At 38.9% G+C, this 12871-nt stretch carries 12 protein-coding genes; 5 read left to right on the forward strand and 7 right to left on the reverse strand.

All coding sequences use genetic code 11. The features are described from left to right. Positions 1-54 precede the first annotated feature (54 nt). Genes dxs through xseB form a run of 3 tightly spaced genes read right to left on the reverse strand, consistent with a single transcriptional unit; the run spans position 55 to position 3096 of the window. A complete protein-coding gene (gene dxs, locus AC27E9_RS03210) occupies positions 55-1935 on the reverse strand; it encodes a 1-deoxy-D-xylulose-5-phosphate synthase (protein WP_487127192.1) in 1881 nt (626 codons plus the stop codon). 23 nt (positions 1936-1958) lie between these two features. Then, complete coding sequence (gene ispA / locus AC27E9_RS03215) at positions 1959-2849, reverse strand: (2E,6E)-farnesyl diphosphate synthase (RefSeq protein ID WP_487127194.1); 891 nt, start codon at positions 2847-2849, stop codon at positions 1959-1961. Beyond that, complete coding sequence (gene xseB / locus AC27E9_RS03220) at positions 2842-3096, reverse strand: exodeoxyribonuclease VII small subunit (protein WP_487127196.1); 255 nt, start codon at positions 3094-3096, stop codon at positions 2842-2844. The genes ispA and xseB overlap by 8 nt, the downstream gene beginning before the upstream one ends. A 234-nt stretch (positions 3097-3330) precedes the next feature. Here xseB and pomA point away from each other — a divergent pair, with 234 nt between their 5' ends. The 3 genes from pomA (at position 3331) to thiI (ending at position 6879) form a co-directional block, all read left to right on the forward strand. Further along, a complete protein-coding gene (pomA, locus tag AC27E9_RS03225; RefSeq protein WP_487127198.1) occupies positions 3331-4095 on the forward strand; it encodes a flagellar motor protein PomA in 765 nt (254 codons plus the stop codon). A gap of 11 nt (positions 4096-4106) precedes the next feature. After that, positions 4107-5048, forward strand: coding sequence for a flagellar motor protein MotB (locus AC27E9_RS03230; protein WP_487127200.1), 942 nt, complete (start codon positions 4107-4109; stop codon positions 5046-5048). A 376-nt stretch (positions 5049-5424) separates the two neighbouring features. Continuing rightward, positions 5425-6879 carry a tRNA uracil 4-sulfurtransferase ThiI gene (gene thiI, locus AC27E9_RS03235; protein WP_487127202.1) on the forward strand — a complete coding sequence of 485 codons (1455 nt, stop codon included), beginning with the start codon at positions 5425-5427 and terminating at the stop codon, positions 6877-6879. A 120-nt stretch (positions 6880-6999) separates the two neighbouring features. Here the strand turns inward: thiI and AC27E9_RS03240 are convergent, their stop codons facing one another. Both AC27E9_RS03240 and AC27E9_RS03245 read right to left on the reverse strand, forming a co-directional pair. Beyond that, positions 7000-7905 carry a ketopantoate reductase family protein gene (locus AC27E9_RS03240; RefSeq protein WP_487127204.1) on the reverse strand — a complete coding sequence of 302 codons (906 nt, stop codon included), beginning with the start codon at positions 7903-7905 and terminating at the stop codon, positions 7000-7002. Positions 7906-7907: 2 nt separating this feature from the next. Then, the gene (locus tag AC27E9_RS03245) at positions 7908-8270 is read right to left on the reverse strand and encodes a VanZ family protein (protein WP_487127206.1); all 363 of its coding nucleotides are present in this window, start codon (positions 8268-8270) and stop codon (positions 7908-7910) included. 194 nt (positions 8271-8464) lie between these two features. Here AC27E9_RS03245 and AC27E9_RS03250 point away from each other — a divergent pair, with 194 nt between their 5' ends. Together AC27E9_RS03250 and AC27E9_RS03255 are read left to right on the forward strand one after the other, a co-directional pair. Next, positions 8465-8947 (forward strand): YajQ family cyclic di-GMP-binding protein, encoded by a 483-nt coding sequence (locus AC27E9_RS03250; RefSeq protein ID WP_487127208.1) that lies wholly within the window; start codon positions 8465-8467, stop codon positions 8945-8947. A gap of 251 nt (positions 8948-9198) precedes the next feature. After that, the gene (locus tag AC27E9_RS03255; RefSeq protein WP_487127210.1) at positions 9199-10545 is read left to right on the forward strand and encodes a sodium-dependent transporter; all 1347 of its coding nucleotides are present in this window, start codon (positions 9199-9201) and stop codon (positions 10543-10545) included. Positions 10546-10682: 137 nt separating this feature from the next. On the opposite strand, the gene AC27E9_RS03260 is transcribed toward AC27E9_RS03255, so the two are convergent. Next, positions 10683-11390, reverse strand: a complete 708-nt coding sequence (locus AC27E9_RS03260) for a TIGR01621 family pseudouridine synthase (RefSeq protein ID WP_487127212.1) — start codon at positions 11388-11390, stop codon at positions 10683-10685. A gap of 9 nt (positions 11391-11399) precedes the next feature. Further along, entirely contained in the window at positions 11400-12758 is a 1359-nt protein-coding gene (locus AC27E9_RS03265; RefSeq protein ID WP_487127214.1) for a Na+/H+ antiporter NhaC family protein, read from the reverse strand. Positions 12759-12871 lie beyond the last annotated feature (113 nt).

Genomic DNA, 12871 nt, shown 5'->3' on the forward strand with positions numbered 1-12871 from the left:
ATCGCTTTTTTTTAGTCGCTTTCGGCTTTTAGGAGTTTTATTGAAGCGTATTGCCTAAGCAATAAATTGCTTTATTTTTTCAATGACACCTTGGCTATCGAGCCCCAATTCTTGATGAATTTCTGCCTGTGTACCGTGCTTAATAAAGTTATCAGGTAAGCCAATATTAAGTACTTTTTTCATCATTCCTTGATTCAGAATAAATTCGTTAACTGCAGAGCCTGCACCGCCTGCAATGGCATTATCTTCTACAGTAACTATTACATCATGGGTAGCACATAATTCGTTGATAATTGCAGTATCTAGCGGCTTAACAAAGCGCATATCGATTAGCGTCGTATCTAGTGAATCTGCCGCTAATTTCGCTTCCGCTAAAGTGGTACCAAAGTTGAGGATGGCAATTTTAGTTTCTAGCTCATTTTCTGTTATTGCGCGAATTTGCTTACTTTTACCTACTTCGATGGTTTCATTAATTGTTGGCAAAGTCGCGCCATTGCCACTGCCACGTGGGTAACGAACCGCAGCCGGGGAATTTAACTGGTAACCGGTATTTAACATCAATTGACATTCGCGTTCATCTGACGGCGTCATTATGGTGATATTTGGAATACAACGCATAAAGCTTAAATCAAATGAGCCTTGATGGGTTGGACCATCAGCACCAACAATACCAGCACGGTCAATAGCAAAAAGCACAGGTAAGTTTTGAATGGCAACATCATGAATTAATTGATCATAGCCTCGTTGTAAGAAGCTTGAATAAATAGCAACCACAGGTTTACGACCACCTATGGCTAAGCCTGCAGCAAAGGTTACTGCGTGCTGCTCGGCAATCGCAACATCATAATATTGTTGTGGGAAGCGTTGGCTAAATTCAACCATGCCTGAGCCTTCGCGCATCGCTGGCGTAATTGCTGCCAGGTTTGCATCTTGTTCGGCGGTTTTACATAACCAGTCACCGAAGATTGCAGAGTAAGTCGGTAAACTCGGTGCACTTTTTGGCAAGCTCGTTTCTGTATGGTCAAACTTAGGTACTGCGTGATATTTAATTGGGTCTTGCTCGGCCTGCTGATAGCCTTTACCTTTTTTCGTGGCAATGTGCAGTATTTGTGGCCCTTTAAGGTTACGCATATTCGAAATGGTATCAACTAAGCCATCGACATCATGGCCGTCAATTGGGCCGATATAATTAAAACCTAACTCTTCAAAAAATGTACTTGGTACCACCATGCCTTTCAAGTGCTCTTCAGCACGACTTGCTAATTCTTTAATAGGTGGAATGTTATTAAGTATGCGCTTACTACCTTCACGAATGCCAGTGTATAAGCTTCCCGATAACATTTTTGCTAAGTGATTATTTAATGCGCCAACGTTTTCTGAAATTGACATTTCATTGTCGTTTAAAATCACCAACATATCTTTGTTGATATCACCGGCGTGATTTAATGCTTCAAATGCCATTCCAGCGGTCATAGCGCCATCACCTATAACAGCAACTACTTTACGATTTTTCGCTTCTTTTTCAGCCGCAACAGCCATACCGAGTGCTGCGGAAATTGAAGTACTTGAATGACCAACACTCAATACATCGTATTCACTTTCTTCACGCCATGGAAATGGGTGTAAACCATCTTTTTGGCGTATGGTATGTAATTGGTCACGTCGACCAGTTAATATTTTATGTGGGTATGCTTGATGTCCCACATCCCAAATTAAATGATCAAAAGGAGTGTTATAAACATAATGTAAGGCAACGGTTAGTTCGATAGTCCCTAAACCTGAGGCAAAATGGCCACTACTTTTACTGACTGAATTTAATAGGTAACGTCTTAATTCTTCGCTGGTTTGTGCCAATTGATTTTGATCTAATTTACGTAAATCATCAGGAGTATTGATGTTAGCCAGTAAAGGGTATTCAGTTAGGTTCGTAGTCATATTATTCTATTTAATTTAAAATATTAATGTTTGCGATTAATGATGAAGGTCGCAAAATCGGATAAATTCTGTGTATTGTAGGGCAAAGTCGCTAAAGCTTGAAGCGCTTGTTGATATAAGTTGTCAGCTTTTTCTTGCGCACCCGCTAAACCAAGTAATGCTGGGTAGGTGCTTTTATTAGCTTCAAGATCAGAACCTGCAGGTTTTCCTAGCTCTTCTTCTGTTGACGTTATGTCAATAATGTCGTCACGAACTTGGTATGCAAGACCAATAAGCTTGGCAAAGTGAGCCAATTGTTTTTTATCGTTGTCTGAAGCTATTGTGCTGCATTGTGCAGCCATCATCACTGACGCTTCGAGTAATGCGCCAGTTTTTAATGAATGTAAGGTTTCTAATTCTTGTAATGAAATTGCTTTACCAGTAGCGGCTAAATCAAGGGCTTGTCCGCCGCACATACCTTGGTAGCCACTGGCATTTACCAAGAGTCGCAATAGTTCGATACGTTTTGCCGCAATGTCAGCTGAAAATGGGTGATTAGCAATAATATCAAACGCTAAAGTTTGTAGACTGTCGCCAGCAAGAATAGCTGTCGCTTCGTCAAATGCTTTATGGCAAGTTGGTTGCCCACGACGTAAGTCATCATCGTCCATCGCGGGTAAATCGTCATGTAGTAGTGAGTAAGCATGAATACATTCTAATGCTGCGGCAACACCATCAATATCACTTTGTTTCGCATTCAGTGCTTCGCCTGTGATATATGCAAGATAAGGGCGCATGCGCTTACCACCAATGAGCAAACCATAACGCATGGCGGCGTGTAGTTTTTCATCATTAATCGGCAAGTTGTCGAGTTTACTGATTAAGTAATCATCAATGCGTGCTTGTACTCGCTCAATATTGGTAAGTTTAGTCACTGGTATTATTCTCATCAACAACAAATGATTCCAGTTGTGCTTTGCCATTTTTTTCAAGCAGAATATTAATTTGCTGCTCGGCACCTTGTAGCTTCTCTTGATTGTGCTGACTTAATGTTAAGCCGCGTTCAAATAAAGTCATAGAATCTTCAAGACTAAGCTCGCCTTGTTCTAAATTTTGTACAATATTTTCTAATTCAGCTAAGGACTCTTCGAAGCTTAAATTCTCGATTTTCTTTCTTGCCATGGACTTTTTTCAGCCTGATATGAACTCTAGGCGCAAACTTACCTTAGCTTAGGCGCTGGGTCAATTAATGATGAAATTAAGCTGGTTGGAAATATAATAAAAATTGCTGGTTAAGTTATTGACAATATGGGCGATAATACGAGTATACGGAAAAATATAAGTATTCGCCTAACACCTATTCATCAGGTATTATCAACTTAGCGAGTATATCTAAAGAATTTATTGGAGGCATTTGTGGATTTAGCAACGCTATTGGGAATGGTTGGCGCTATTGGCTTTATTGTAATGGCAATGATCTTAGGTGGCGACATTAATATGTTCGTTGATACTCAATCGATATTGATTGTTTTTTGTGGATCAATATTTGTCGTGCTTTCTAATTATAATATGGGACAGTTTTTCACTATCGGAAAAATTGCCGGAAAGGCGTTCTTATTTAAAATTGAACAACCTGATGAGCTTATTGAAAAGTCAGTTGAAATGGCTGATGCAGCACGTAAAGGTGGCTTTTTAGCATTAGAAGAAGCTGAAATTTCGAATGCCTTTATGCAGAAAGGTGTTGATATGCTTGTTGATGGCCACGATGCTGATGTAGTGCGAGGTACCTTACAAAAAGATATCACCTTGACCAGTGAGCGTCATGAAACGGGTATCGGTATGATGATGGGATTAGCAGATGTTGCGCCAGCGATGGGAATGATAGGTACCTTAATCGGTCTAGTTGCTATGTTATCAAACATGGATGATCCAAAAGCTATTGGTCCTGCGATGGCGGTAGCCTTACTTACAACGCTTTATGGTGCCTTTCTAGCTAACGTTATTGCCATTCCTATCGCCAATAAACTTAAATTGCGTTTAAATGAAGAAAAAATGAACCAACAGCTGATTCTTGATGCCGTGCTAGGTATTCAAGATGGCCAAAACCCTCGTGTTATTGAAGGTTTATTGAAGAATTATCTTGCTGAAAGCAAACGTACAATTAGTACCACTGAAGAGTAGGGGGAAAAGGTATGGAAGAAGAATGTAAATGTCCGCCCCCCGGGCTACCGGCTTGGATGGGAACATTCGCTGACTTAATGTCACTGCTAATGTGCTTTTTCGTTTTGCTATTGTCTTTTTCCGAAATGGATGTTTTAAAGTTTAAGCAAATAGCTGGCTCGATGAAATTTGCCTTTGGTGTACAAAATAAAATTGAAGTAAAGGATATTCCTAAAGGGACGAGTATTATTGCCCAAGAGTTTCGTCCCGGTAAGCCTGAGCCGACGCCAATAGAAGTTATTCAGCAACAAACTATGGAAATGACCCAACAAATGTTGGAGTTCCAAGCTGGTGATGAAACCTCAGCCGGTGGCCGACAAGAGCAGCGAGGTACTGAACGTGGTGGTCAATCACAAAGTACCGCAGACGAAATGTCGGCACAAGCTATGCAAAAAGCTAAAGATGAGCTAGAGCAAGCATCTCAAGAGCAAGTGAATGACTTAGTTAAAAAAATAGCAGACCAACTTGAACAACAAATTCAAGATGGTGCGATTGAGCTTGAGTCCTTAGGACAGCAAGTGATCATTCGCATTCGTGAGAATGGTTCATTTCCATCGGGTTCAGCATTTTTACAACCGCAGTTTAAACCGATTATGCGAGAAATAGGTTTATTGTTAAATACCGTACCAGGTGAAATTATGATTTCAGGCAATACCGATAACCAAGGTATTAATTCGGAATTATTTACCTCAAATTGGGATTTATCCAGTAAACGTGCGGTTGCTATAGCCCATGAAATTATTAAAGTGCCAGGCTTTGACCAATCACGTTTATTAGTGGTTGGCCATGCGGATACTCGTCCATTAGTACCGAATACTAATCGCTTGAATCGTCGCTTAAATCGTCGTGTTGAAATTGCCATTAACCAAGGTAAGGCGAAAGAAACAGAGCCGGTGTCAATAAAGCAAGAGTAACTTTGTTAAGCACTAAAGCTTGTTGATGATACAAAACCAAATAAAAGGAGTACAGCGATGTACTCCTTTTTTATGTACAGGCCTTTCTCAGACATCCTATCTTTCAAGGCATTAGTGCATCCATGCACGTCGATGTACGGTCAGTTTTTTGTTCCTGACTAAAGCAAAGTATCTATATCCATATGGGCAATAACGCAAGTACATGTTCGTTCTTTGTAAGTCATGAAATTACAGTGTTAATGTGTATTTGTGGGTCGATGCACAGGAGCGTTAATAGTTACCTAATATTGCTTAAAATTGGGCCATTAGCTGACTTGGGTATATATTGAATTTTAGTGTATAATGCGCGCCATTCTACATGTGGGTGTTATTATTGATGAAATTTATTGTTAAATTGCAGGCTGAAATTACCATTAAAAGCCGTCCGGTGCGTAAACGTTTTACTAAGATTTTAGAGTCAAGTATAAAAAATGTTTTGCGTCGTGTTGATGAGCAAGTTACTACACGAATGAACTGGGACAATATAGAAGTTAATACTGCTAATAACTCACCTGAAAACCGATTAAAGTTAATTGAAACCTTAAAGTGTATTCCTGGCATTCCTCTTTTCATTGAAGTTCAACAGACAAGCTTTACCGATGTGCACGATATTTATGAAAAAACTTTGGCAGTACATGCGAAAAATATCGAAAATAAGAGCTTCTGTGTACGGGTAAAGCGAACTGGCAATCATGATTTTAACTCATTGAAAGTTGAACAATATGTTGGCGGTGGTTTAAATCAACAAGTTGAATCGGCACGTGTAAAGTTAAAGAACCCTGATGTTACCGTACATTTAGAAGTTAAAAACGAAAACTTATTTATTGTTACTGAGCGCCATCAAGGGCTGGGTGGATTCCCTATTGCTACCCAAGAAGACGTGTTGTCATTAATGTCGGGTGGTTTTGACTCAGGTGTTGCCAGTTATCAAATGATCAAAAAAGGTGCGCGAACACATTATTGTTTCTTCAATTTAGGTGGTGCAGCGCATGAAGTCGGTGTTAAACAAGTTAGCCACTATTTATGGAATAAGTATGGCGCTTCGCATCGAGTGAAATTTATTGCCGTTGATTTTGAGCCAGTTGTTGCTGAAATATTAGAAAATATTGAAAACGGCCAAATGGGTGTCGTGTTAAAACGTATGATGATGCGTGCTGCTGCCAAAGTCGCTGAGAAAATGGGCATTCAAGCTTTGATTACAGGTGAAGCGCTAGGGCAGGTATCAAGCCAAACATTAACAAACCTAAATGTAATTGACCGAGTAACTGACACCCTTATTTTACGACCGCTAGCAGCTTATGATAAGCAAGATATTATTGATATTGCGCGTAAAATAGGTACGGAAGATTTTGCTAAAACCATTCCTGAATACTGTGGTGTTATTTCGAAAAAACCAACAGTAAAAGCTGTGCTATCAAAAGTTGAAGCAGAAGAAGCAAATTTTGACTTATCTATTTTAGACAATGTTGTTGAACAAGCACGTGTTTTTGATATTCGCGATATTGGTAAAGAAAGTGAAGAAGAAATTCACGCTGTAGATACCTTAGATAACATTCCAGAAAATTCAGTGGTACTCGATATCCGTAGCCCAGAAGAAGAAGATGAAAACCCGTTGGAAATTGATGGTGTTGAAGTTAAGCATTTACCTTTCTATAAATTAGCCACTCAGTTTGGTGATTTAGATAAATCAAAAGACTATTTATTGTATTGTGACCAAGGGATAATGAGCAAACTACAAGCTTTGTACTTATTAGGCGCTGGTTTTACTAACGTTAAGGTTTATCGGCCGTAGATTTAACTTCTGTAAGAGTAGCAGTCAATAAATTAAATTTAAATATAAAAAAGGCCATGAGCATTGATTGCTTAATGGCCTTTTTAACATTTAATATTCAGCATTAATTAGGTTTGGCTTTTACTTATTATGATATTCAAGCACTTTTATTTCACGCACTAAGCGTTCGTTTTCCACTAGCGTTATATTTAAACGCTTCGCTAAATTAACGACATAACCATTAATATCATCTATTTCTGTACGTCGCTGTTGTAGAATATCACTACGCATTGACGAGCAGTTATCGGCCGTGTCTTTAGCGACAGTCAGTACTCGTGCTATTAATTGCTGATGATCAAATAACACACCGTTATGTTCTGCAATCAAGACGACTTCTTTTAATATCATCGCTATTTGCTGTTGAAATTGAGTATGTACTATTGCGCCATTAGCAATATTATTAATAGCCGTTATTGGATTAATAACGCAGTTAATCGCTAGCTTTAGCCACTGCTTGGTATTAATGTTTTCACTGAAGGATACTGTTGGTAGCGCCTCAGCTAAGCATTGAATGACTTTTTCTTGCTGAGTTCTTTCAGCGTCGCCACAAATTAAGCCAATATCGTTATGACCAAGTCCGGTATGTTTAGCATGAAATGGTTCGATAATTTTACTGGCGTGTGTGGTTAGTAGTGTATAACAAGGTTGGTTGAGTACTAAAAATTGCTGTGGGTTAATCATGCCGTTATGGCAAAAAATAACACTAGTGCTTGCACTTACTGTTTTTGCTAAAGAAGGAAGTAATGGCGCGATATTATAAGACTTTAGGCATACCAAAATCATATCTGCAGTCTGCAAGTCACTTGCGGTTGCCAAGGTTAACGGCTGAGAAGTTGTGTGGTTTTCTCTATCTGTAAATAGCGAATGTTTGGGGGCTTGAGTTATTCGTGCTGAACATTGCAAACTGACTTGGTTGCTAGCCTGTTTTGATAATTTATGATACCAAAGTAAGCCAATAGCCCCTTGGCCAATAATGACAATATTCAAGGCTATAACCTATTGCCACTACGATTACGGTACATAAGAATAGACCAGCGGACTAGCCCAAAGAGGGCTATGCCAACCAGATCTGAGAAGAAGTCATTAAACTCACCGCTACGAAAGCCCAAGTAATACTGCCCTAGTTCAGTTAACGCGCCGTAAAAAGCTACTGTAAGCATGGTATTTAGTAGTGGTAATTTTAAAATGCTATGCAGTACCCAAGTTAATGCGAAGAAGCTAATGATATGACCAATTGAGTCTATTTGAGTACTGCGAAAAACTAATCTTCTAAATTCTTCTGAACTAAAATACAGTGCAAAAAATAGTGTAATAAGAACGGTCAGAATAGATAGGTGGTAGCGACTTTTCATTAAGGTGTGGCAAAAGTAATATTGAATCTAGGTGCTTGATATCATATCAGGGCTCTGGTGGTAAAACTATCTCTCTTCAATGCCTTTAATAGTGAAGTGCTGATATTTTATTGCTAGTGAATGTCAAGCTTAGTGATGATATTGCAAGCTGTTATTGATAATATAGCGATAATTTTTCAAAATTGAGATTTATTATGCCTTCAATGGATATTGTTTCCGAAATTAATTTGGAAGAAGTTAGAAATGCGACCGATAACGCAACTCGCGAATTATCAACTCGGTTTGATTTCCGTGGTGTTGATGCCAGCTTTACTTGGAAAAGCCCAGCGGTAACCATGAAAGGTGATGCTGACGCACGTTTAAAGCAAATGGCAGATATGTTACGAGCGCAGTTAGCAAAACGCCATATTGATGCCAAAGCCTTAACATTAGGCGCTGTAGAGAGTTCAGGAAGAAATTTTAGCCAAATAGTAACTTTTAAAGAAGGTATTGAGCAGCCAGTAGCTAAGAAAGTTGTGAAGTTGATTAAAGATAGTAAGTTAAAAGTGCAAGCGTCTATTCAAGGCGAACAAGTACGCGTAACGGGTAAAAAACGTGATGACTTACAAGCAGTAATGAAGTTAGTGAGAGAAGCTGAATTAGAGCAATCTTTTCAGTTTAATAATTTCAGAGATTAATATTAAATCTTAATCACCATTCGCAAGGTTTGTTTTGGTGATAAACGTTTTATATTTTAAGAAGAGGCTAATTGCCTCTTTTTTATTTTTTGTATATCTATTTTGCCTGTAATTTAAACAGTAAGTAAAAGTTTACGCATAGAATTTCCCTTAAAGTTACTTTCAATAGGCTTTTTCGTAATAAACGCTGTTTTTTTGTTATGAGTTTAAGTAGATTAAGCTACATCCGAATAATAATAAGATGGTTTTAAATGGCTGCTTCTAGAGGTGCGTTTAGTTCACGCATAGGTTTTATTATGGCTGCTGCAGGTTCTGCAGTGGGTTTAGGCAATATTTGGGGTTTTCCCACCCAAACAGCAAGTAATGGTGGTGCTGCCTTCGTTCTAGTTTATCTGGTACTTGCTTTTTCTTTGGCATATCCCGCTTTTATGGCTGAATTACTGATTGGTCGATATGGTCAGGCAAATGCGGTAACGTCTTTACAGAAAGTATCACGTAATTTATTTCACAAACGTTTTGCCTTTGTTGTTGGTTTTGGTGGCATCATTTGTGCTGCACTTATTTTAAGTTTCTACGGTATTTTAGCTGGCTGGATGATGTCGTATGCAGTTGAACCTTTTACCCGTTTACTTGGTATGGGGTCAGCAGCCGACTGGGTGATTACCCAATCACTACAGCGTAACTTGTTGTTTTGCGCATTGTTTATGTTTTTGACTATTTTTATTATTCGCCGTGGTGTTGAAGAAGGTATTGAGAAATGGTCAAAACGTTTGATGCCCCTGTTGATTTTCTTACTGCTCGGCTTAATTTCATATGTGATGACCTTAAAAGGTGCAAGAGAGGGGGTTAATGCTTACTTAAATCCAGACATTAGCCGAGTTTTCGAACCTGACTTGTTAATTAGTGCTTTAGGGCAAGCATTCTTTTCATTGTCATTGGGTACCAGCGTTATGGTTATTTACGGCTCGTACATTTCGAAAAAAGAGAATTTAGTTACATTAGGTGCGCAAGTTACTCTAATTGATGTCTCGATTGCCTTTTTAGCTGGCTTACTTATTATTCCTGCTATGTATGTTGCTCAAGCGCAAGGTGTGGCAATTTTTGCTGAAGATGGCAGTTTAATTTCAGGCTCAAGTTTAGTGTTTACTGTATTGCCTAGTTTGTTTAATAGCATGGGTAGTATTGGTTTATATGTAGCATTGGCATTCTTTATTTTAATGTCGGTGGCAGCATTAACATCGTCAATATCTATGTTAGAAGGGCCGGTTTCATACGCGGTTGAACGCCATAAAATAGAGCGCAAAAAAGTAACCACTTATATTGGTATCGGTATTTTTATTCTTAGCGCTATTATTATCACTAATATTAGCTTTATGCTTGATTTTGTTGCCGTACTTGCCACCCAATACGGACAGCCGATTATTGCCATGCTTTGTTGTGTTTTTGTTGGTTGGATTTGGTATCGCAATGACATTTTAACTGAACTTAAAGAGGGCAATGATATGGTAGAGCACTCTTTATTTTGGAAAATCTGGCCTTGGTACACTAAGTTTGTTTGCCCAACAGCAATTGCTATTGTATTTTGGCACTCGCTATAACAATAAATTAGTGTAATTAAAAACAGGGAGCGAAAGCTCCCTTTTTTAATTTTAAAGTAGAGATACTCAGTTTAGGGGGAAGAAAATATAGAAAGGATGATTTTTTCGATTACAGTAATTGCTTGTAGCTTCTTAATCTATATTTTGGGCCAAGGTTGTTGCCATGGAGGGGTTAGCTTTTCAATTTCTGCGATCGTTGCTGAGGTACTATATTCATCACCAGAAGTTGGCATTTGGCAATACTGATAGCTTTTATTTTCTAAGGTAAATTTGATTGCAAAAGCGTGTAGGTACCCACGATCAGTCTCGGTGTTATTACCATATAAAGGATCACCTAAAATAGGCACACCTAAGCTATTTAATGCAACGCGAATTTGGTGTGTTTTACCCGAATGAGGTTTGATTAAATATATTCGTCTTTTAACGGCAATACTACTGGAGATAAACTGGCTGATTGCAGGATTTTCCGTGGTTCGCATTAACTTCCACATACCACGACGGCTTTTCTCCATGTCGCCTTTGATCAGGCCTTGCTTCTTTTTGGGTTTACCGTCAGCGATAGCTAAGTAATATTTTTCGACTTCATGCTGTTCAAACATTAACTGGAATGCTCGGGCGGTATTAATATTTTTTGCAAATATAATTAAGCCCGAAGTCATTTTATCTAAACGATGGACAGGATAAAGTTCTTCAACACCAAGCTGCGCTGCTGCGAACTTTTTTACTTGTGAGTAAAAACCAAAACCTGTGTTTTCTTCATCATGAAAATTAACGTCATTGGGCTTATCAACAACTAAAAAATCAACTTCTTCATCAACTAGTTTAATCGTATTCATTTTTGTCATGACGGTTTATTAAAAGCTCAAGCCAATGGCAATATAAGTAATTATAGTTAATGCTGCGCCAACTAAGGCATATGGCAACTGAGTTTTCACATGCTCGAAGTGATCGCAACCACTGGCAATAGAGGCAACAACAGTTGTGTCAGAGATAGGAGATGCGTGGTCACCAAAAATACCACCACCGAGTACCGCAGCAACTAAAAATTCAACAGGTAGGCCGCTTTGCTGGGCAATAGGTACCGCAATTGGGATTAATATCGCAAACGTACCCCATGAAGTGCCAGTAGCAAATGCCATAATAGCGGCTGCAACAAATAGAATTGGCGCGATTAAAAATAGTGGTACGTCAACATTAATTAATTGGCTAACGTAAACCCCTGTACCAAGTGCTTTTATAGCGTCACCAAAAGCAAAGGATAAAACTAATATCGCTACCACTGGTGACATGTGTTTAATGCCCTGAACTGCTGCCGACATTATTTGCTTGAATGCCATTAGCTGATGGCCAAGTACCAGAATGATTAAGAATACTAGTGCTGCAATCACCGACCAAAAAACGGAAAATGCGCCTGAGCCGCGACGTATATCACCATCGCCAGTAAACCAAAGCAATACAAATGTGCCAACGAGTAATGAGAGCATGGGCAGCCACATTATTCGAGCTGGCGCAATATTATCAACCGTTGCTTGCTTGTTTTCCTCGACAAGTGATTCTGCGTACTTCATCGGGCCATACACTTTGCCACTAAAGGCTGTGTAATAGGCAAGAGCGACTGCGATGATAGCGTAAATGTTATAGCCAATTGTGCCGATAAGTATGCCAACGGGGTCATCAAAAGAGTATCCGTCTAGCAAGCCGAGTACATAAGCTCCCCAACCATTAACTAAAAACAAAATGCTAACTGGTGCACAGGTGGAATCAACCAGATATGCCAAGCGAGCGCGGCTTAGTTTATGGTGATCAAATAACTTTTGGCTAGCCATGCCGGCAGTGAACATACTTAGGTTGGTATCGGTAAAAATAGTAGTACCGATTACTGTCGGTAATACACTAGCTTGGCGACTATTTTTAACTAAATTCAATGATGCTAAGTGGTTAATAAAACCATTTACTGCCCCCGACTGATTCATGATAGTAACAAGAGCACCAATCATTAAGCTGAAACTAATAATGTAAACATTGCCTAGGGATAAAAAGACGTCACTAATACCAAGGAATGTACCGCTGAAACCATCGATAGGATTACCGTTACTAATTAATAAGTGGCATAGTAATACGCCACATAGTAGTGCGAAAAGAGCGTTTTTTCGCCAAATAGCAATTACAATGGCAACAAGGGGAGGAAGTAAACTAAAAATGCTGTCTTGCATGGCAAACCTTTCTTATTATTTTTCGCTAACTTTACCGTATGCCAGACTAATAAGGAACCTAATTTACCATTGCAATTCTTGGCAGTTAAGTTAAAGAAATATTTATTGATTTA

Source organism: Colwellia meonggei (assembly GCF_057537295.1).